The sequence below is a fragment of the Rhizobium sp. BK313 genome, assembly GCF_014193655.1.
In the GTDB taxonomy this organism is placed as follows: Bacteria; Pseudomonadota; Alphaproteobacteria; order Rhizobiales; family Rhizobiaceae; genus Rhizobium.
This window is the reverse complement of record NZ_JACHZQ010000001.1, coordinates 1,806,413-1,825,887: the sequence shown is the minus strand read 5'-3', so window position 1 is coordinate 1,825,887 and position 19,475 is coordinate 1,806,413. Positions and strand designations below refer to the sequence as shown.

The following is a 19,475-nucleotide window of genomic DNA, read 5'->3' as shown; positions in this document are numbered from 1 at the left end:
AAACCGCCCGGAGCGATCCGGGCGGTTTCTTTTTGCATGCATATGTAAAGGGGAGGGCGACCGCTGCGGTTTTGTGCGGCGGTATTCAGCGGAAGCGTATGATCGCCACTTCGCCTTCCAGCGCGCCTTGATAGGCCGAGGCGTGCGGTTCCTCGTCCGGTACGTCGGTCAGCATGCCGATCTGATCGAGATCGGCCTCGATGAAGCCTTCCTCCGCAAGGGCGTTCAGCGCTTCGCGCACGGCAGTGTCGTCGTCCGGCGCCTTCAGCATGACATGCAGGTCAATGCCCTCGCTGCCGTCGGTCTCATACCCCTTGCCGATGATGATGAAGACCATGGGGCCGTCGAAATTGTTGTCGTTGTCTGGCACGGTGATCATAGGCCTTCCTTCGGTAGCGTCGATTCGGCCGGGCGATTCCTTGAATTGCCGCCGCCGTCAGGTGAAACTGTCTTTCTGTGATTCCTTATAGGGATTTTAACGAAATACCCAAGTCTATCTTGCCGGGGCGATGTCATTTCCTTGTTTCAGGCGCCAAACGGCTGGTTTGCCCTGCCTTTTCGGGCTTTGTGACAAAGATAATTTCTTAACCGGCCTTGACGAACCTGCGGGAAACCAGTAGTACCGCCGCCATCAGGACCCATGTGAGGCATGGCTGTTCGGAGCGACGCGCTCTGGAGTTCACCTCAAACAAGGTTCTAAACGCACGTTGAAGACACGAATGCTGCACGCAAGACGCGGTTTACTGCGTCCTCTGCTTTTTTGTGGTCCATCTGCGAAAGCGGATCGGGCCACGTTTTGCGCATTGAGACGAACGTGCGTCGTTGCCGGAGACGGCGAGAGTTAAGCCCGCAAGGGTGTCGAGATAGATTTACAAGGGATGGTTGAATGCCTACCGTAAACCAGCTGATCCGCAAGCCTCGCCAGGCGCAGGTAAAGCGTAACAAGGTTCCCGCTCTTCAGGAGAACCCGCAGAAGCGCGGTGTTTGCACCCGCGTCTACACGACGACGCCGAAGAAGCCGAACTCGGCTCTGCGTAAGGTCGCAAAGATCCGCCTGACCAACGGCTTCGAAGTCATTGGTTACATCCCGGGTGAAGGCCATAACCTTCAGGAACACTCTGTCGTCATGATCCGTGGCGGCCGCGTTAAGGACCTTCCGGGTGTTCGCTACCACATCATCCGCGGCGTTCTCGATACCCAGGGTGTCAAGAACCGCAAGCAGCGCCGTTCCAAGTATGGTGCAAAGCGTCCGAAGTAATTCGGTTTTAGATAATCCGGCGCTGCGCGAGGTTCTCCGCGTTGTAAAGCGCCGCTAACAGTTGAGAGACGAGAAGTATGTCCCGACGTCACAGAGCAGAAAAGCGCGAGATCAATCCGGACCCGAAGTTCGGCGATCTGGTCGTCACGAAGTTCATGAATGCCATCATGCTGGACGGCAAGAAGTCCGTAGCTGAAAACATCGTATACGGCGCATTTGACGCCGTGCAGGGCAAGGCAAAGCAGGAACCGCTCGGCGTGTTCCATCAGGCTTTGGATAACATCGCTCCGCACGTTGAAGTCCGTTCGCGCCGCGTCGGTGGTGCTACGTACCAGGTTCCGGTCGACGTTCGTCCCGAGCGCCGTCAGGCTCTTGCCATTCGCTGGCTGATCGCTGCTGCCCGCAAGCGCAACGAAACCACCATGGTCGACCGTCTCTGCGGCGAACTTCTTGATGCCTCCAACAACCGCGGCTCTGCCGTCAAGAAGCGCGAAGACACGCACAAGATGGCTGACGCCAACCGTGCGTTCTCGCATTATCGCTGGTAATCCCGAACGGTTTCCGAAAGGCAGTCCACTATGGCTCGCGAATATAAAATCGAAGACTACCGCAATTTCGGTATCATGGCGCACATCGACGCCGGCAAGACCACGACGACCGAGCGTATTCTTTATTACACCGGCAAGTCGCACAAGATCGGCGAAGTCCACGACGGCGCAGCCACCATGGACTGGATGGAGCAGGAGCAGGAGCGTGGCATCACGATCACCTCTGCTGCCACCACGACCTACTGGAAGGGCCGCGACGGCAAGACCCGCCGCTTCAACATCATTGACACCCCCGGCCACGTAGACTTCACCATCGAAGTCGAGCGTTCGCTGCGCGTTCTCGACGGCGCTATTGCGCTGCTCGATGCCAACGCCGGTGTTGAGCCGCAGACGGAAACCGTCTGGCGTCAGGCTGAGAAGTATCATGTTCCGCGCATGATCTTCTGCAACAAGATGGACAAGACCGGCGCTGACTTCTATCGCTCGGTCGAAATGATCAAGACCCGCCTCGGCGCCACCGCTGTCGTCATGCAGCTGCCGATCGGTGCCGAAACCGAATTCAAGGGCGTCATCGACCTGATCGAGATGAATGCTCTCATCTGGCGCGACGAGTCGCTCGGCGCTCAGTGGGACGTCGTCGAAATCCCGGAAGACATGAAGGCCAAGGCTGAAGAATATCGCGAAAAGCTGATCGAGACGGTTGTCGAGATCGACGAAGCCGCGACTGAAGCCTACCTCGAAGGTAACCTGCCGGACAACGATCAGATTCGCGCGCTCGTCCGTCGCGGCACCATCGACGTCAAGTTCCATCCGATGTTCTGCGGCACTGCCTTCAAGAACAAGGGTGTTCAGCCGCTGCTCGACGCCGTTGTCGACTACCTGCCGTCGCCGCTCGACATTCCGGCGATCAAGGGCATCGATTTCAAGACCGACGCCGAGATTGAACGTCATGCCGACGACAACGAGCCGTTGTCCATGCTGGCGTTCAAGATCATGAACGACCCCTTCGTCGGTTCGCTGACCTTCGCCCGTATCTACTCCGGTAAGCTCGAAAAGGGCGTATCGGTCATGAACACGGTCAAGGACAAGCGCGAGCGTGTCGGCCGCATGCTGCAGATGCACTCGAACTCGCGTGAAGACATCGAAGAAGCCTTCGCCGGCGACATCGTTGCTCTGGCTGGCCTCAAGGAAACCACCACTGGCGATACGCTCTGCGATCCGCTGAAGCCGGTTATCCTCGAGCGTATGGAATTCCCGGAGCCGGTTATTCAGATCGCGATCGAGCCGAAGACCAAGGGCGACCAGGAAAAGATGGGCCTCGCGCTCAACCGCCTGGCTGCAGAAGATCCGTCCTTCCGCGTGAAGACGGACCAGGAATCGGGTCAGACGATCATCGCCGGCATGGGTGAACTTCACCTCGACATCATCGTCGACCGCATGCGTCGTGAATTCAAGGTCGAAGCTACCGTCGGTGCGCCGCAGGTTGCTTACCGCGAGACTATCACTCGCCAGACCGAGAAGGACTACACGCACAAGAAGCAGTCGGGTGGTACCGGTCAGTTCGCTCGCGTCAAGATCGTGTTCGAACCGAACCCGGAAGGCGACGATTTCAAGTTCGAGTCCAAGATTGTCGGCGGTTCTGTTCCGAAGGAATACATCCCGGGCGTTCAGAAGGGCATCGAAAGCGTTCTGTCTTCGGGCCCGCTGGCTGGCTTCCCGATGCTCGGCGTCAAGGCGACGCTGATCGACGGTGCCTTCCACGATGTTGACTCTTCGGTTCTGGCCTTCGAAATCGCCTCCCGCGCCTGCTTCCGTGAAGCAGCGCGTGAAGCTGGTGCCCAGCTCCTCGAGCCGATGATGAAGGTCGAAGTCGTGACGCCGGAAGATTACGTCGGCGACGTCATCGGCGACCTGAACTCGCGTCGTGGCCAGATCCAAGGCCAGGAAAGCCGCGGTATCGCTGTTGTCATCAATGCGAACGTCCCGCTGGCAAACATGTTCAAATACGTCGACAACCTGCGCTCCATGTCTCAGGGCCGCGCGCAGTACACGATGACCTTCGATCATTATTCGCCGGTCCCGTCGAATGTCGCACAGGAAATCCAGGCAAAGTATTCCGGTCAGAAGTGACCGGAATACCAATTGACCGATAACAAGAATCGATCCCTTCGGGGACAAGAAAAACGGAGAGCCGAAAATGGCAAAGAGTAAGTTTGAGCGCAATAAGCCGCACGTTAACATCGGCACGATCGGCCACGTTGACCACGGCAAGACGTCTCTGACGGCAGCGATCACGAAGTACTTCGGTGAGTTCAAGGCGTATGACCAGATCGACGCGGCTCCGGAAGAAAAGGCGCGCGGTATCACGATTTCGACGGCGCACGTTGAATATGAGACAGCAGCACGTCACTATGCGCACGTCGACTGCCCCGGCCACGCTGACTATGTGAAGAACATGATCACGGGTGCGGCACAGATGGACGGTGCGATCCTGGTTTGCTCGGCTGCTGACGGCCCGATGCCGCAGACGCGCGAACACATCCTGCTGGCGCGCCAGGTCGGCGTTCCGGCGATCGTTGTGTTCCTGAACAAGGTCGACCAGGTTGACGACGCCGAGCTTCTCGAGCTTGTCGAGCTGGAAGTGCGCGAGCTTCTGTCGTCCTACGACTTCCCGGGCGATGACATCCCGGTTGTCAAGGGTTCGGCGCTTGCTGCTCTGGAAGATTCGGACAAGAAGATCGGTGAAGATGCGATCCGCGAGCTGATGGCAGCGGTTGACGCCTACATCCCGACGCCTGAGCGTCCGATCGACCAGCCGTTCCTGATGCCGATCGAAGACGTGTTCTCGATCTCCGGCCGTGGTACGGTTGTGACGGGCCGCGTCGAGCGTGGCATTGTCAAGGTTGGTGAAGAAGTCGAAATCGTCGGCATTCGTCCGACGTCGAAGACGACGGTGACCGGCGTTGAAATGTTCCGCAAGCTGCTCGATCAGGGCCAGGCCGGCGACAACATCGGCGCGCTGATCCGCGGTGTGAACCGTGACGGCGTCGAGCGTGGCCAGATCCTTGCCAAGCCGGGCACTGTCAAGCCGCACAAGAAGTTCAAGGCGGAAGCCTACATCCTGACGAAGGAAGAGGGTGGCCGTCATACGCCGTTCTTCACGAACTACCGTCCGCAGTTCTACTTCCGCACGACGGACGTTACGGGCATCGTGACGCTTCCGGAAGGCACGGAAATGGTTATGCCTGGCGACAACATCACGGTTGACGTCGAGCTGATCGTTCCGATCGCGATGGAAGAAAAGCTGCGCTTCGCTATCCGCGAAGGCGGCCGCACCGTCGGCGCCGGTATCGTCGCAAGCATCGTCGAGTAAGTAATAAGCGGCTGGGCCAAAGCCCGGAGATAAAGCATGGGGACACCGAGTTGGGTGTCCCTCTCGATCTTTGAAACCGGTGGCCCGCCTCGCGTAACTAAAGGTAAAGACGTGTCTCTTAGAGAGGCACGCGGATAACAGACACAAGGATAAAGTCGAATGAACGGCCAGAATATCCGCATCCGCCTTAAGGCGTTCGATCACCGGATTCTCGACGCTTCCACGCGCGAGATCGTATCGACGGCTAAGCGCACCGGTGCTAGCGTCCGGGGCCCCGTTCCGCTTCCGACCCGCATCGAGAAGTTCACGGTTAACCGGTCCCCGCACATCGACAAGAAGAGCCGCGAGCAGTTCGAGATGCGCACGCACAAGCGCCTTCTCGATATCGTTGACCCGACCCCGCAGACGGTGGACGCGCTGATGAAGCTCGATCTCGCCGCCGGTGTCGATGTTGAGATCAAGCTCTGAGACCTCCGGTTCTCGAGCTGAGTGAGAAGGATTGAACCGATGCGTTCAGGTGTGATTGCACAGAAGGTGGGAATGACCCGCGTCTATAACGACGCCGGCGAGCATGTCCCGGTAACCGTATTGCGTTTAGATGGCTGCCAGGTCGTGGCCCAGCGCACAGTTGAAAAGAATGGCTACACCGCAGTTCAGCTCGGTGCCGGCCAGGCGAAAGTCAAGAACACGACGAAGGCCCTGCGCGGTCACTTTGCCGTTGCCAGCGTTGAGCCGAAGGCCAAGCTCGTAGAATTCCGTGTCACGGATGATAATTTGCTTGAAGTCGGCACCGAGCTTAAGGCAGCTCACTTCACGGCGGGTCAGCTCGTCGACGTGACCGGCACGACGATCGGTAAGGGCTTTGCCGGCGCCATCAAGCGCCACGGTTTCGGCGGTCTGCGTGCCACGCACGGTGTGTCGGTTTCACACCGCTCGCACGGTTCGACGGGCTCGCGCCAGGATCCGGGCAAGGTGTTCAAGAACAAGAAGATGGCTGGTCACATGGGCCAGACGCGCGTCACGACGCAGAACCTCGAAGTGGTATCGACCGACGAAGATCGCGGTCTGATCCTCGTCAAGGGCGCAGTTCCCGGCTCCAAGGGTGCCTGGATCATCGTGCGCGATGCCGTCAAGTCGGCAGCGAAGTAAGGGAGCCAAACCAATGGAATTGAACGTCAAGACCCTCGAGGGAAAAGACGCTGGGAAGGTTTCCCTTTCTGACGCGATTTTCGGCCTCGAGCCGCGTGAGGACATCCTCGCACGCGTCATTCGCTGGCAGCTCGCCAAGAAGCAGCAGGGCACGCACAAGGCCCAGGGCCGCGCTGAAGTGTCCCGCACCGGCGCCAAGATGTACAAGCAGAAGGGTACGGGCCGCGCTCGTCACCATTCGGCTCGTGCTCCGCAGTTCCGCGGCGGCGGTAAGGCTCACGGCCCGGTCGTGCGCAGCCACGAGCATGATCTGCCGAAGAAGGTTCGCGCCCTCGGCCTGCGTCACGCTCTGTCCGCCAAGATCAAGGCCGAAGACGTCATCGTCCTCGACAACCTGGTCGCAGCCGATGCCAAGACCAAGGCTCTCGCCGGTGTTTTCGAGACGCTGGGGCTGACCAACGCGCTCTTCATCGGTGGTGCCGAGCTCGATAGCAACTTCAAGCTCGCAGCCCAGAACATCCCGAATATCGATGTTCTGCCGGTTCAGGGCATCAACGTTTACGACATCCTGCGCCGCGGCAAGCTCGTGCTGTCCAAGGCTGCAGTTGAAGCTCTAGAGGAGCGGTTCAAGTGACGGATCTTCGCCATTACGATGTGATCGTTTCTCCTGCGATCACCGAAAAGTCCACGCTGGTTTCGGATAACAACCAGGTTGTTTTCAACGTTGCCAAGACCGCGACGAAGCCAGAAATCAAGGCTGCCGTCGAGGCGCTGTTCGGCGTCAAGGTCACGGCCGTCAACACTCTGCTTCGCAAGGGCAAGACCAAGCGGTTCAAAGGTCTCGTCGGCAAGCAGAAGGACGTGAAGAAGGCAGTCGTGACGCTCGCCGAAGGCCAGTCGATCGACGTCTCCACCGGTCTCTGAGGAATAAGAAAATGGCATTGAAAACATTCAATCCGACGACCCCGAGCCAGCGACAGCTGGTCATCGTGGACCGTTCTTCGCTCTACAAGGGCAAGCCGGTCAAGACGCTGACGGAAGGCCTGACCTCGAAGGGTGGCCGCAACAACACCGGCCGCATCACCGTGCGGTTCCAGGGCGGCGGTCACAAGCGTACCTACCGTCTGGTGGACTTCAAGCGTCGCAAGTTTGACGTCGAAGCAACCGTCGAGCGCATCGAATACGACCCGAACCGCACCGCATACATCGCTCTGGTGGAGTATGCTGACGGCGATCAGGCCTATATCCTTGCGCCGCAGCGTCTCGCTTCCGGTGACAAGGTCATCGCTTCTGAGAAGGCTGTCGACGTGAAGCCGGGCAACACCATGCCGCTTCAGTTCATCCCGGTCGGCTCCATCATCCACAACGTGGAAATGAAGCCGGGCAAGGGTGGTCAGATCGCACGTTCGGCTGGCGCTTACGCCCAGCTCGTCGGTCGCGACCAGGGCATGGCAATCCTTCGCCTCAACTCGGGCGAACAGCGCCTCGTTCACGGCACTTGCCTTGCAACGATCGGTGCCGTTTCCAACCCGGATCACGGCAACATCAATGACGGTAAGGCCGGTCGTTCGCGGTGGCGCGGTAAGAAGCCTCACAACCGTGGTGTCGTCATGAACCCGGTTGACCACCCGCACGGCGGTGGTGAAGGCCGCACCTCTGGTGGTCGCCATCCGGTGACCCCGTGGGGCAAGCCGACCAAGGGCAAGCGTACGCGGTCGAACAAGTCGACCGACAAGATGATTATGCGTTCGCGCCATCAGCGCAAGAAGTAAGAGAGGAAGTCTCAAGTGGCTCGTTCAGTATGGAAAGGTCCGTTTGTTGACGGCTATCTTCTCAAGAAGGCTGAGAAGGTGCGCGAAGGCGGACGCAGCGAAATAATCAAGATGTGGAGCCGTCGCTCCACCATCATGCCGCAGTTCGTTGGTCTCACCTTTGGTGTTTACAACGGCAGCAAGCACATTCCGGTCAGCGTCAATGAAGACATGGTCGGACACAAGTTCGGCGAGTTCGCCCCGACCCGCACCTATTATGGTCACGGTGCGGACAAGAAGGCGAAGAGGAAGTAACAATGGGCAAGGCAAAAACCGAACGCCGGCTGAAGGACAATGAGGCGCAGGCAATTGCGCGCACGCTCCGCGTCAGCCCGCAGAAGCTTAACCTGGTCGCGGCTTCGATCCGCGGCAAGAAGGTTGATCGCGCACTCGCTGAGTTGGAATTCTCCCGCAAGCGTATCGCAGGCGCCGTCAAGAAGACGCTCGAATCTGCGATTGCCAATGCCGAGAACAACCATGATCTCGACGTTGACTCGCTGGTCGTGGCGGAAGCCTACGTCGGCAAGTCGATCGTCATGAAGCGTTTCCACGCTCGTGGCCGCGGCCGCGCATCTCGTATCGAGCGGCCGTTCGCGCATCTGACGATCGTCGTTCGTGAAGTGGAAGCTCAAGGGGAGGCCGCATAATGGGTCAGAAAATCAATCCGATCGGTTTTCGTCTTGGCATCAACCGTACCTGGGATAGCCGCTGGTTTGCGGACAATGCCGAGTACGGCCAGCTCCTCCACGAAGACCTGAAGATGCGCAAGTTCGTCATGAACGAACTGAAGCAGGCCGGTATCTCCAAGGTGGTCATCGAGCGTCCGCACAAGAAGTGCCGCGTCACGATCCACTCGGCTCGTCCGGGCCTGATCATTGGCAAGAAGGGCGCTGACATCGACAAGCTCCGCAAGAAGCTGTCGGAAATGACGAATTCCGAAACGCATCTCAACATCGTTGAAGTGCGCAAGCCGGAAATCGACGCGACGCTGGTTGCCCAGTCGATCGCTCAGCAGCTCGAGCGCCGTGTTGCTTTCCGTCGCGCCATGAAGCGCGCCGTTCAGTCCGCGATGCGTCTTGGCGCCGAAGGCATCAAGATTACCTGCGCCGGCCGTCTCGGCGGTGCAGAAATCGCTCGTACGGAATGGTACCGCGAAGGTCGCGTGCCGCTGCATACGCTGCGCGCCGACATCGACTACGGCACGGCTGAAGCAGAAACCGCATTCGGCATCTGCGGCATCAAGGTTTGGATCTTCAAGGGCGAAATCCTCGAGCATGATCCGATGGCCTCCGAACGCCGCGCGCTGGAAGGCGACGCCCAGGGTCCGGCTAGCCGCGATCGCGATAGAGACCGCCGCCGCGACAACGCTTGATAGCGTACGTGGCAGATAAGTTCGGAGAATAAGAAAATGTTGCAGCCAAAGCGTACGAAGTACCGTAAGCAATTCAAGGGTCGCATCAAGGGCGTCGCCAAGGGCGGCTCTGATCTGGCTTTTGGTGAATTCGGTCTGAAGGCGCAGGAACCCAACCGCGTTAACGCTCGTGAGATCGAAGCGGCTCGCCGCGCGATCACGCGCTATATGAAGCGTGCCGGCCGTGTATGGATCCGCGTGTTCCCGGATGTTCCGGTCACCAAAAAGCCGACCGAAGTCCGCATGGGTAAAGGTAAGGGCTCCGTCGAATACTGGGCATGCAAGGTCAAGCCCGGCCGTATGATGTTCGAGATCGATGGCGTAAGCGAAGAAATCGCTCGTGAGGCTCTGCGCCTCGGGTCCGCCAAGCTCTCGGTCAAGACGCGCTTCGTGCAGCGCATTGCAGAGTAAGGAAGAAGCTCATGAAAGCCGCAGATGTTCGCGCCCTGAGCGCCGACCAACTCAAGGACGAGCTTGCCAAGCTGAAGAAGGAACAGTTCAACCTGCGCTTTCAGAAGGCGACCGGCCAGCTTGAGAAGTCCTCGCGCATCAACGAAGTCCGCAAGGACATCGCTCGTGTGAAAACCATTGCCCGCCAGAAGGCGGCAGAAGCAAAGGCCTAAAGGAAAAATAACATGCCGAAGCGCATTCTGCAGGGCGTCGTGGTCAGCGACAAGAACGAGAAGACGGTAGTTGTCCGCGTAGAGCGTCGTTTCGCTCACCCGCTGCTCCAGAAGACTGTTCGTCGTTCCAAGAAGTACAAGGCCCACGACGAAAACAATCAGTACAAGGTCGGCGACGTCGTTTCCATCGAGGAATGCGCGCCGATCTCCAAGGACAAGGCCTGGACGGTCGTTTCCGCCCAGACCAAGTAACAGAATTTCGCTCAAGCCCTTGCGCTTGGGCGAAATATCTGTATGAAGCACGAGCTTGGAAGCAGGACGCTCGAGAACGGGCGTTCTTTTGCTTTATTGATGGCTGGCGAAGGGATCCAAATGATCCCAAGCGCTGGAGAAATCAGACAAGACACTAGTCCATAAGCCGGGGTAGGGGGCTGTTCAGCCCAACCATTCCGGTAACAACAAGAAGGCGACCTGACATGATTCAGATGCAAACAAACCTCGACGTGGCGGATAATTCCGGCGCACGTCGTGTCATGTGCATCAAGGTGCTGGGCGGCTCGAAGCGCAAGTATGCCTCGATCGGTGACGTCATTGTCGTTTCGATCAAGGAAGCCATTCCGCGCGGCCGTGTGAAGAAGGGTGACGTGATGAAGGCGGTTGTCGTTCGCACCGCCAAGGACATCCGTCGTCCGGATGGCAGCGTCATCCGCTTCGATACCAATGCAGCAGTCCTCATCGACAACAAGAAAGAGCCGATCGGCACCCGTATCTTCGGACCGGTTCCGCGCGAACTTCGCGCCAAGAACCACATGAAGATCATCTCGCTGGCTCCAGAAGTACTGTAAGGAGCGGAGCGATGCAAAAGATCCGTAAAGGCGACAAGGTCGTCGTATTGGCCGGCAAGGACAAGGGCCGCACCGGCGAAGTCATTCAAGTAATGCCGAAGGAAGACCGCGCGGTCGTCCGTGGCGTCAACGTCGTCAAGCGCCACCAGCGCCAGACGCAGACCCAAGAAGCCGGCATCATCAACAAGGAAGCCTCGCTTCACCTGTCCAACATTGCGATCGTCGATAAGGACGGCAAGCCGACCCGCGTCGGTTTCAAGGTTGTAGATGGCAAGAAGGTCCGTGTGGCCAAGACCTCGGGAGAAGTGATCGATGGCTGAGGCAAAGTACGAGCCGCGGCTCAAGAAGGAATACAATGCCCGCATCCGCGCGGCGATGCAGGAGAAGTTCTCCTACGCCAACGAGATGCAGATCCCGAAGCTGGAAAAGATCGTGATCAACATGGGCGTCGGCGAAGCAACGGCTGATTCGAAGAAGCCGACTGTTGCTGCGGCCGATCTTGCAGCGATTGCTGGCCAGAAGCCGGTCATCACCCGCGCGCGCAACTCTATCGCAGGCTTCAAGGTCCGCGAAAACATGCCGATTGGCGCCAAGGTGACGCTGCGCGGCGCCCGCATGTACGAGTTCCTGGATCGTCTGGTCAACATCGCGCTTCCGCGCGTTCGCGACTTCCGCGGCCTGAACCCGAAAAGCTTTGACGGTCGTGGCAATTTCGCCATGGGCATCAAGGAACACATTGTGTTCCCTGAGATCAACTACGATAAGGTTGATCAGATGTGGGGCATGGACATCATCGTTTGCACGACGGCGACAACGGACGACGAAGCACGGACTCTTCTGAAAGAGTTCAACTTCCCGTTCCGTCAATAACCGTAACGACGAGCGTAGAAAAGGAACCCTGATATGGCGAAGACAAGCGCAGTCGAAAAGAACAAGCGCCGCCGCAATACGGTTGCCAACCAGACCGCGAAGCGGGCTGCCCTTAAGGCAATCATCATGAACCAGTCTCTTCCGATCGAAGACCGGTTCAAGGCCACACTGAAGCTGGCATCGCTCCCGCGCGATGGATCGAAGACCCGCATTCGCAACCGTTGCGAAGTATCGGGCCGCCCGCGCGCCTATTACCGCAAACTGCGCATGTCGCGTATCGCGCTGCGTGAACTCGGCAACCTCGGCAAAGTGCCGGGCGTCGTCAAGTCGAGCTGGTAGGGAGCAGATTAGATGACTATGACTGATCCTTTGGGCGATATGCTCACCCGTATCCGCAATGGCGCTTCCCGCCGCAAGTCGTCGGTTTCGACGCCTGCGTCCAAGCTCCGTGCGCGTGTTCTCGATGTTCTGCAGGCTGAAGGCTACATCCGTGGCTACTCCGTCGTCGATTTCGGCAACGGCAAGTCTGAGCTCAACATCGAGCTTAAGTACTATGAAGGCGCATCGGTGATCCGTGAGATCGGCCGTGTGTCCAAGCCGGGCCGCCGAGTTTATGTCTCGGTCAAGTCCATTCCGCAGGTCGCGAACGGTCTCGGCATCACCATCCTTTCTACCCCGAAGGGTGTGATGGCCGATCACCAGGCTCGCGAACAGAATGTTGGTGGCGAGGTTCTCTGCTCGGTCTTCTAAGATCGAACAGGGATCTCCTTCGAAACAGACAGGTTCGAAAAAATGTCTCGTATCGGTAAAAAGCCCGTTCAGGTGCCTGCAGGAATCACGGCCTCGGTTGATGGCCAAAAGGTGACTGCTAAGGGCCCCAAGGGCGAACTGTTCTTCGTCGCTAACGACGAAATCGGTCTCAAGCTGGAAAATAACGCAATTGTCGTGACGCCGCTCAACGACTCCAAGGATGCTCGCGCAAAGTGGGGCATGTCCCGCACGATGATCGAGAACATCCTGAAGGGTGTTAAGGACGGCTACGAGCGCAAGCTCGAAATCAACGGCGTCGGCTACCGTGCCGCCATGCAGGGCAAGAACCTGCAGCTCGCGCTCGGCTTCAGCCACGACGTGGTCTACGAGCCGCCGCAGGGCATCACGATTGCTGTGCCGAAGCCGACGGAAATCGTCGTCACCGGCATCAACAAGCAGCAGGTCGGCCAGGTTGCCGCTGAAATCCGCGAATACCGCGGTCCCGAGCCCTACAAGGGCAAGGGCGTCAAGTATGCCGACGAGCGGATCGTCCGCAAAGAAGGCAAGAAGAAGTAAGGATCACGCGAAATGGCTAGCAGGAAAGAAGCACTTGCACGTCGTGCCAACCGCGTGCGCCGTCAACTCAAGTCGGTGGCCAATGGCCGTCCGCGCCTGTCGGTTCATCGCTCGTCGAAGAACATCTACGCCCAGGTCATCGATGATGTGGCTGGCAAGACGCTCGCGTCTGCCTCCACTCTCGACAAGGATCTGCGCGGTTCTCTGAAGACTGGTGCCGACACCGCAGCCGCAGCCCTCGTTGGTAAGCTCGTAGCCGAGCGCGCCTCCAAGGCCGGCGTCAAGGAAGTCGTGTTTGACCGCGGCGCCTTCATCTATCACGGTCGCATCAAGGCTCTGGCCGATGCAGCCCGCGAAGGCGGCCTGACCTTCTGATCGAGTTTCCGGCCGGCGGCTTTCGAGCACCGGCCGGATTTCACCGGACCGCTGATCCCCTTCGGGAGGTCGATGCGGTCTTCGTTTTGTTTGCCGATTGCACCCGGAAAAGAAAAAGGAAGAGGACAATGGCACAGGAAAAGAGGGCTCCGCGGGAAGACCGCCAGAGCCGTGAAGAGCGCGATAGCGAATTCGTCGACAAGCTGGTCGCGATCAACCGCGTCGCCAAGGTTGTAAAGGGTGGCCGCCGTTTCGGTTTCGCCGCTCTCGTCGTCGTCGGTGACCAGAAGGGCCGCGTCGGCTTCGGTCATGGCAAGGCACGCGAGGTGCCGGAAGCGATCCGCAAGGCAACCGAAAGCGCTAAGCGCGACATGATTTTCGTACCGCTGCGTGACGGCCGTACGCTGCATCACGACGTCCATGGCCGTCATGGCGCTGGCAAGGTTCTGCTGCGCTCGGCCAAGGTCGGTACCGGTATCATCGCCGGCGGCCCGATGCGCGCCGTTTTCGAAACGCTCGGCGTTCACGACGTCGTTGCCAAGTCGACCGGTTCGTCGAACCCGTACAACATGGTTCGCGCTACGTTCGACGCCCTGAAGCACCAGGTTCACCCGAAGGACATCGCAGCTCAGCGCGGCATCAAGTATGCCACCCTGCAGGCTCGCCGTACCTCCTCGGGCAACGCCGCCGAAGAATAAGGGAGTTTGACCTATGGCCAAGACGACCAAGAAGGCTGAAGCCAAGGCGACCGTTACGGTCGAGCAGATTGGCAGCCCGATCCGCCGTCCGGATGTTCAGCAGAAGACGCTGATCGGTCTCGGACTGAACAAGATGCACCGTCGCCGCACGCTGGAAGACACTCCGGCCGTTCGCGGGATGATCCGTGCTGTCCAGCATCTCGTTCGCGTTGTCGACGAGAAGTGAGCCGGAGGTATTCGCTATGAAACTGAATGAGATCAAGGATAACGAAGGCTCGACCCATAGCCGCAAGCGCCTCGGCCGCGGCATCGGCTCCGGCTCCGGCAAGACCGGCGGCCGTGGCGTGAAGGGTCAGAAGTCCCGTTCGGGCGTTGCCATCAACGGCTTCGAAGGCGGTCAGATGCCCATCTACCGTCGTCTGCCGAAGCGCGGCTTCACCAACATCTTCGCTTCCGACTATGTCGTCGTATCGCTGGCCCGCATCCAGGCTGCTGTCGATGCCGGCAAGCTCGATGCCAAGGCAACTGTCGATGCCGCCGCTCTCAAGGCTGCTGGCGTGATTCGCCGCGTCAAGGACGGCGTTCGCATCCTTTCGGACGGCGAACTGAAGGCGAAGCTTTCGCTGGAAGTCGCAGGGGCCTCCAAGCCGGCGGTCGAAAAGATCGAAAAGGCAGGCGGTTCCATCAAGCTGCTCGCTTCTGTCGCAGAATAATCTTATCAATAAATCGCCCGGGGTGCTTCACACCGGGCGATTTTGCTCCCATATGTGAGCCTCACGAACCTGAACGATGCAGCTGCGTCTTTCCGGGGGAAAACGGGAACCAAGGGTGAGGCATCCGATTGCAGCGCAATCCGTCCGAAGCCCGGCTTTTGAACAATTTGAATACTGATTCCGGACCCGGCCGATTATGCCGGAATTGGTAGTGCGGAGATTTGCATGGCTTCTGCAGCGGAACAATTGGCGTCCAATCTCAATTTTTCGACCTTTGCCAAGGCCGAGGATCTCAAGAAGCGCCTGTGGTTCACGCTCGGCGCTCTCCTCGTCTACCGTTTGGGTACCCATATCCCGCTTCCGGGGCTCAATCCGGCGGCTTACGCCCAGGCCTTCCAGAATCAGTCCGGCGGCATTCTGGGCCTTTTCAACATGTTTTCCGGCGGCGCCGTGCAGCGCATGGCGATTTTCGCGCTCGGCATCATGCCCTACATCTCCGCTTCGATTATCGTGCAGCTCATGACTTCGGTCGTGCCGGCGCTCGAGAACCTGAAGAAGGAAGGGGAGCAGGGCCGCAAGATCATCAACCAGTACACCCGCTACGGCACGGTGTTGCTCGGCGCTTTGCAGGCCTATGGCATTGCGATCGGCCTTGAGCACGGTAACGGCGTCGTCCTTGATCCAGGCTGGTTCTTCCGACTTTCGACCGTCGTCACACTTCTCGGCGGCACGATGTTCCTGATGTGGCTCGGTGAACAGGTCACGTCGCGCGGCATCGGTAACGGTATTTCGCTGATCATCTTCGCGGGTATCGCAGCCGGCCTGCCGACCGCGCTTGCCGGCACCCTCGAACTTGGCCGCACGGGCGCTCTGTCCACCGGCTTGATTCTTGCCGTGCTTGTCGTGGCTGTCCTGGTCATCGCGCTGATCGTCTTCGTGGAGCGCGCCCAGCGCCGCCTATTGATTCAATATCCGAAGCGCCAGGTTGGCACCCGGATGTTCCAGGGCGATACCTCGCATCTTCCGCTCAAGCTGAATACGTCGGGTGTTATTCCGGCGATCTTCGCATCGTCGCTGCTACTGCTGCCAGCGACCGTCGCCGGTCTCGGCACCAACACTGCCCTTCCGACCTGGGTCACGTCGATCGTCGCGGCCCTCGGTCACGGCCAGCCGATCTATATGGTGCTCTACGCCGGCCTGATCGCTTTCTTCGCCTTCTTCTACACCGCGCTGGTCTTTAATCCGAAGGACACGGCCGACAATCTGAAGAAGCATGGCGGCTTCATTCCGGGCATCCGTCCGGGCGAGCGCACCGCCGAATATATCGACTACGTGCTGACCCGCATCACGGTCATCGGCGCGATCTATCTTGTCTTCGTCTGCATTCTGCCCGAAATTCTCGTGTCCCAGACCGGTATTCCGCTGTCTCTGGGTGGCACGTCGCTTCTGATCGTGGTTAGCGTAACGCTGGATACGGTGGCGCAGATTCAGGGTCACCTGATCGCACAGCAATATGAAGGCCTGATCAAGAAATCGAAGTTGCGTGGAGGAAAGAGGGGGCGATGAGATTGATACTTTTGGGGCCGCCGGGAGCAGGTAAGGGGACCCAGGCCCAGCGTATCGTGGAAAAGCATGGCATTCCGCAGCTTTCCACGGGTGATATGCTGAGGGCCGCGGTGGCAGCCGGGACTGAAGTAGGCAAGCGTGCCAAGGCCGTCATGGATGCCGGCAAGCTTGTTTCAGACGAAATCGTCAACGCCATCGTGTCCGAGCGTATCGATCAACCGGATTGCGCCAAGGGCTTTATTCTCGATGGGTTTCCGCGCACGCTCGTTCAGGCTGATGCGACGGAAGCGATGTTGAAGGCGAAAGGGCTCGACCTTTCCGTCGTGATCGAGATCAAGGTGGATGACGCCGTGCTCGCCGATCGTATTTCGGGCCGTTATACCTGCGCCAGCTGCGGCGCTGGTTATCACGACGAAAACCTGAAGCCGAAAGTGGAAGGTGTGTGTGACCGTTGCGGTTCCACGCATTTCAAGCGCCGTGCCGATGACAACAGAGAAACGGTCGTCGAGCGTCTGCAGGTCTACTACAAGGAAACGTCGCCGCTCATCGGCTATTATTATGCCAAGGGCAAGCTTCAGTCGGTCGACGGCATGGCCGACATCGAGCATGTGACGGCCGATATCGAGGCCATCCTCTCTAAGCTTTAGATAGCTTGAAATAAACTTGTCGGGGGCGGTTGCTTTTTTGCGCTGATTCCGCTAAACACCGCGCCAACTCGCGACATGCCATGCGATCGGCGCGGATTTCCGTAGGGAAGTCCGGGTACGGTCGTTTTGACGTGTTACGGACCCAAATTGAACAAGCAGCTCTCGGGCTGCATAACAAAGCCCTTTGCTCAGGCAAAAGGAATGCAAGGAGAACAGGCGTGGCTCGTATCGCTGGCGTCAACATCCCGACTGCAAAGCGCGTAGTTATTGCGCTTCGCTACATTCACGGGATCGGACCGAAGTTTGCACAGGAAATCTGCGAGAAGGTCGGTATTCCGGCCGAGCGTCGCGTCAATCAGTTGACGGACGCCGAAGTTCTTCAGATCCGCGAAACCATCGACCGGGACTATCAGGTCGAAGGCGATCTTCGTCGCGAAACCGCGATGAACATCAAGCGTCTGATGGACCTCGGCAGCTACCGCGGCCTGCGTCATCGTCGCGGCCTGCCGGTTCGCGGCCAGCGCACCCATACCAATGCCCGCACCCGCAAGGGCCCGGCAAAGGCTATTGCTGGTAAGAAGAAGTAATTTCCGGGAAACCGGATGTGGGAGGCTGGCGGTCTGCGCCGGCCTCTTTTGAGTTTGGAACGGGACCATTTAGGCACCGCTCCGGTGTAGCCGCTGGCATTACGGCGGTGAAGAGATCCAAGAAAGGACTACCATGGCCAAGGAAGCCGTCCGCGTTCGCCGTCGCGAGCGCAAGAATATCACGTCGGGCGTTGCGCACGTCAATTCGACCTTCAACAACACGATGATCACCATCACCGACGCGCAGGGCAACGCCATTGCCTGGTCGTCCGCTGGTGCCAAGGGCTTCAAGGGTTCGCGCAAGTCGACCCCGTTCGCTGCTCAGATCGCTGCTGAAGACTGCGCCAAGAAGGCCCAGGAACATGGCATGAAGTCGCTGGAAGTCGAAGTTTGCGGTCCGGGCTCCGGTCGTGAATCCGCTCTGCGCGCGCTCCAGGCTGCCGGTTTCATGATCACGTCCATCCGCGACGTGACCCCGATCCCGCACAATGGTTGCCGCCCGCGCAAGAAGCGCCGCGTCTGATCATCGCCACTCACGACACCGGCCGGTGCTTATGCGTCCGGCCCGGTGCTTCACAAGCTCGGTTGTCACGATTGGATGGTGGCAACGAACGGAAGGCAAGAACATGATTCAGAAAAACTGGCAGGAACTGATCAAGCCGAACAAGGTCGAGTTCTCCTCGAGCGGCCGCACCAAGGCAACGCTCGTGGCCGAACCGCTGGAGCGTGGCTTCGGTCTCACCCTCGGCAACGCGCTGCGTCGCGTTCTGCTGTCCTCTCTGCGCGGCGCCGCTGTGACGGCCGTGCAGATCGACGGCGTGCTGCATGAGTTCTCCTCTATCCCGGGCGTCCGGGAAGACGTGACGGACATCGTGCTGAACATCAAGGAAATCGCCATCAAGATGGATGGCGATGACAGCAAGCGTATGGTGGTTCGCAAGCAGGGCCCCGGCGTGGTAACGGCTGGCGACATCCAGACGGTGGGCGACATTGAAATCCTCAACCCCGAGCATGTCATCTGCACGCTCGACGAGGGCGCCGAAATCCGCATGGAATTCACCGTCAATAACGGCAAGGGCTATGTCCCGGCCGAGCGCAATCGTGCGGAAGATGCTCCGATCGGCCTCATCCCGGTCGACAGCCTCTATTCGCCGGTCAAGAAGGTGTCCTACAAGGTTGAAAACACCCGCGAAGGACAGGTTCTCGACTACGACAAGCTGAGCATGTCGATCGAAACCGATGGCTCGATCACCGGCGAAGATGCCGTCGCTTTCGCGGCTCGCATCCTCCAGGATCAGCTTGGCGTCTTCGTCAACTTCGACGAGCCGCAGAAGGAAGCCGAAGAAGAAGCAGTCACCGAACTTGCTTTCAACCCGGCGCTCCTCAAGAAAGTGGACGAACTGGAACTGTCTGTTCGCTCGGCAAACTGCCTGAAGAACGACAACATCGTCTATATCGGCGACCTCATTCAGAAGACCGAAGCAGAAATGCTCCGCACGCCGAATTTTGGTCGCAAGTCGCTGAACGAAATCAAGGAAGTTCTCGCTTCCATGGGCCTGCACCTCGGCATGGAAGTGCCGGCATGGCCGCCTGAGAACATCGAAGATCTCGCCAAGCGCTACGAAGACCAATACTAACCAATCAAACTGCAGGTGGATGATGCCTGCAAGTGAAG

Annotated in this window: 31 protein-coding genes; 30 read left to right on the top strand and 1 reads right to left on the bottom strand. The window is 58.9% G+C overall.

The features are described from left to right. Positions 1-85: 85 nt before the first annotated feature. Complete coding sequence (locus FHT86_RS08755) at positions 86-379, bottom strand: transcriptional regulator (protein WP_133706436.1); 294 nt, start codon at positions 377-379, stop codon at positions 86-88. Between the two features lie 507 nt (positions 380-886). On the opposite strand from FHT86_RS08755, the gene rpsL reads away from it, so the two are divergent. The 30 genes from rpsL to FHT86_RS08605 all read left to right on the top strand — a co-directional run bounded on the left by rpsL (position 887) and on the right by FHT86_RS08605 (position 19,437). Next, the gene (rpsL, locus tag FHT86_RS08750; protein WP_003507760.1) at positions 887-1,258 is read left to right on the top strand and encodes a 30S ribosomal protein S12; all 372 of its coding nucleotides are present in this window, start codon (positions 887-889) and stop codon (positions 1,256-1,258) included. 77 nt (positions 1,259-1,335) lie between these two features. Further along, complete coding sequence (rpsG, locus tag FHT86_RS08745) at positions 1,336-1,806, top strand: 30S ribosomal protein S7 (protein ID WP_028755233.1); 471 nt, start codon at positions 1,336-1,338, stop codon at positions 1,804-1,806. 30 nt (positions 1,807-1,836) lie between these two features. Further along, positions 1,837-3,936, top strand: a complete 2,100-nt coding sequence (fusA, locus tag FHT86_RS08740; protein ID WP_133706435.1) for an elongation factor G — start codon at positions 1,837-1,839, stop codon at positions 3,934-3,936. 67 nt (positions 3,937-4,003) lie between these two features. Further along, positions 4,004-5,179: an elongation factor Tu gene (tuf, locus tag FHT86_RS08735; protein WP_133706434.1), complete on the top strand. Its 1,176-nt coding sequence runs from the start codon at positions 4,004-4,006 to the stop codon at positions 5,177-5,179. A 159-nt stretch (positions 5,180-5,338) separates the two neighbouring features. After that, entirely contained in the window at positions 5,339-5,647 is a 309-nt protein-coding gene (gene rpsJ, locus FHT86_RS08730) for a 30S ribosomal protein S10 (RefSeq protein WP_003547547.1), read from the top strand. Positions 5,648-5,686: 39 nt separating this feature from the next. Then, positions 5,687-6,328 carry a 50S ribosomal protein L3 gene (gene rplC / locus FHT86_RS08725; protein WP_028753974.1) on the top strand — a complete coding sequence of 214 codons (642 nt, stop codon included), beginning with the start codon at positions 5,687-5,689 and terminating at the stop codon, positions 6,326-6,328. Positions 6,329-6,341: 13 nt separating this feature from the next. Then, on the top strand, positions 6,342-6,962 hold the full coding sequence (rplD, locus tag FHT86_RS08720) for a 50S ribosomal protein L4 (RefSeq protein WP_133706433.1): 621 nt from the start codon (positions 6,342-6,344) through the stop codon (positions 6,960-6,962). Further along, the gene (locus FHT86_RS08715) at positions 6,959-7,252 is read left to right on the top strand and encodes a 50S ribosomal protein L23 (RefSeq protein ID WP_028753972.1); all 294 of its coding nucleotides are present in this window, start codon (positions 6,959-6,961) and stop codon (positions 7,250-7,252) included. The genes rplD and FHT86_RS08715 overlap by 4 nt, the downstream gene beginning before the upstream one ends. A gap of 11 nt (positions 7,253-7,263) precedes the next feature. Further along, the gene (gene rplB / locus FHT86_RS08710; protein WP_133706432.1) at positions 7,264-8,100 is read left to right on the top strand and encodes a 50S ribosomal protein L2; all 837 of its coding nucleotides are present in this window, start codon (positions 7,264-7,266) and stop codon (positions 8,098-8,100) included. Positions 8,101-8,115: 15 nt separating this feature from the next. Beyond that, positions 8,116-8,394 (top strand): 30S ribosomal protein S19, encoded by a 279-nt coding sequence (gene rpsS, locus FHT86_RS08705; RefSeq protein ID WP_120663682.1) that lies wholly within the window; start codon positions 8,116-8,118, stop codon positions 8,392-8,394. A 2-nt stretch (positions 8,395-8,396) separates the two neighbouring features. Continuing rightward, the gene (gene rplV, locus FHT86_RS08700; protein WP_133706431.1) at positions 8,397-8,786 is read left to right on the top strand and encodes a 50S ribosomal protein L22; all 390 of its coding nucleotides are present in this window, start codon (positions 8,397-8,399) and stop codon (positions 8,784-8,786) included. Further along, entirely contained in the window at positions 8,786-9,511 is a 726-nt protein-coding gene (gene rpsC, locus FHT86_RS08695; RefSeq protein ID WP_133706430.1) for a 30S ribosomal protein S3, read from the top strand. The genes rplV and rpsC overlap by 1 nt, the downstream gene beginning before the upstream one ends. A gap of 36 nt (positions 9,512-9,547) precedes the next feature. Next, positions 9,548-9,961, top strand: a complete 414-nt coding sequence (gene rplP, locus FHT86_RS08690) for a 50S ribosomal protein L16 (RefSeq protein ID WP_003547555.1) — start codon at positions 9,548-9,550, stop codon at positions 9,959-9,961. An 11-nt stretch (positions 9,962-9,972) separates the two neighbouring features. After that, positions 9,973-10,173 (top strand): 50S ribosomal protein L29, encoded by a 201-nt coding sequence (gene rpmC / locus FHT86_RS08685; protein WP_007690763.1) that lies wholly within the window; start codon positions 9,973-9,975, stop codon positions 10,171-10,173. A 12-nt stretch (positions 10,174-10,185) separates the two neighbouring features. Further along, entirely contained in the window at positions 10,186-10,425 is a 240-nt protein-coding gene (rpsQ, locus tag FHT86_RS08680; protein WP_133706429.1) for a 30S ribosomal protein S17, read from the top strand. 224 nt (positions 10,426-10,649) lie between these two features. Beyond that, positions 10,650-11,018: a 50S ribosomal protein L14 gene (gene rplN, locus FHT86_RS08675; protein ID WP_003573790.1), complete on the top strand. Its 369-nt coding sequence runs from the start codon at positions 10,650-10,652 to the stop codon at positions 11,016-11,018. An 11-nt stretch (positions 11,019-11,029) separates the two neighbouring features. Beyond that, positions 11,030-11,338, top strand: a complete 309-nt coding sequence (rplX, locus tag FHT86_RS08670; RefSeq protein WP_133706428.1) for a 50S ribosomal protein L24 — start codon at positions 11,030-11,032, stop codon at positions 11,336-11,338. Beyond that, entirely contained in the window at positions 11,331-11,888 is a 558-nt protein-coding gene (gene rplE, locus FHT86_RS08665; RefSeq protein ID WP_133706427.1) for a 50S ribosomal protein L5, read from the top strand. The genes rplX and rplE overlap by 8 nt, the downstream gene beginning before the upstream one ends. 33 nt (positions 11,889-11,921) lie before the next feature. Then, positions 11,922-12,227 carry a 30S ribosomal protein S14 gene (gene rpsN / locus FHT86_RS08660; protein ID WP_133706426.1) on the top strand — a complete coding sequence of 102 codons (306 nt, stop codon included), beginning with the start codon at positions 11,922-11,924 and terminating at the stop codon, positions 12,225-12,227. Positions 12,228-12,239: 12 nt separating this feature from the next. Beyond that, entirely contained in the window at positions 12,240-12,638 is a 399-nt protein-coding gene (gene rpsH / locus FHT86_RS08655; RefSeq protein ID WP_112572299.1) for a 30S ribosomal protein S8, read from the top strand. Positions 12,639-12,680: 42 nt separating this feature from the next. Then, positions 12,681-13,214 carry a 50S ribosomal protein L6 gene (rplF, locus tag FHT86_RS08650; protein WP_133706425.1) on the top strand — a complete coding sequence of 178 codons (534 nt, stop codon included), beginning with the start codon at positions 12,681-12,683 and terminating at the stop codon, positions 13,212-13,214. 12 nt (positions 13,215-13,226) lie between these two features. Continuing rightward, the gene (gene rplR, locus FHT86_RS08645; protein WP_028753963.1) at positions 13,227-13,589 is read left to right on the top strand and encodes a 50S ribosomal protein L18; all 363 of its coding nucleotides are present in this window, start codon (positions 13,227-13,229) and stop codon (positions 13,587-13,589) included. A 128-nt stretch (positions 13,590-13,717) separates the two neighbouring features. After that, a complete protein-coding gene (rpsE, locus tag FHT86_RS08640; protein ID WP_133706424.1) occupies positions 13,718-14,287 on the top strand; it encodes a 30S ribosomal protein S5 in 570 nt (189 codons plus the stop codon). A gap of 13 nt (positions 14,288-14,300) precedes the next feature. After that, entirely contained in the window at positions 14,301-14,513 is a 213-nt protein-coding gene (gene rpmD / locus FHT86_RS08635; RefSeq protein WP_007690786.1) for a 50S ribosomal protein L30, read from the top strand. Positions 14,514-14,529: 16 nt separating this feature from the next. Continuing rightward, positions 14,530-15,000 carry a 50S ribosomal protein L15 gene (gene rplO / locus FHT86_RS08630; RefSeq protein WP_133706423.1) on the top strand — a complete coding sequence of 157 codons (471 nt, stop codon included), beginning with the start codon at positions 14,530-14,532 and terminating at the stop codon, positions 14,998-15,000. Between the two features lie 225 nt (positions 15,001-15,225). Further along, positions 15,226-16,566: a preprotein translocase subunit SecY gene (gene secY / locus FHT86_RS08625; RefSeq protein WP_133706422.1), complete on the top strand. Its 1,341-nt coding sequence runs from the start codon at positions 15,226-15,228 to the stop codon at positions 16,564-16,566. Further along, positions 16,563-17,213, top strand: coding sequence for an adenylate kinase (locus tag FHT86_RS08620; RefSeq protein ID WP_133706421.1), 651 nt, complete (start codon positions 16,563-16,565; stop codon positions 17,211-17,213). The genes secY and FHT86_RS08620 overlap by 4 nt, the downstream gene beginning before the upstream one ends. 218 nt (positions 17,214-17,431) lie before the next feature. Continuing rightward, positions 17,432-17,800, top strand: coding sequence for a 30S ribosomal protein S13 (gene rpsM, locus FHT86_RS08615; RefSeq protein ID WP_004118424.1), 369 nt, complete (start codon positions 17,432-17,434; stop codon positions 17,798-17,800). Positions 17,801-17,933: 133 nt separating this feature from the next. After that, positions 17,934-18,323 carry a 30S ribosomal protein S11 gene (rpsK, locus tag FHT86_RS08610; RefSeq protein ID WP_004118426.1) on the top strand — a complete coding sequence of 130 codons (390 nt, stop codon included), beginning with the start codon at positions 17,934-17,936 and terminating at the stop codon, positions 18,321-18,323. 103 nt (positions 18,324-18,426) lie between these two features. Further along, positions 18,427-19,437, top strand: a complete 1,011-nt coding sequence (locus FHT86_RS08605) for a DNA-directed RNA polymerase subunit alpha (protein ID WP_028753958.1) — start codon at positions 18,427-18,429, stop codon at positions 19,435-19,437. The last annotated feature ends 38 nt before the right edge of the window (positions 19,438-19,475 follow it).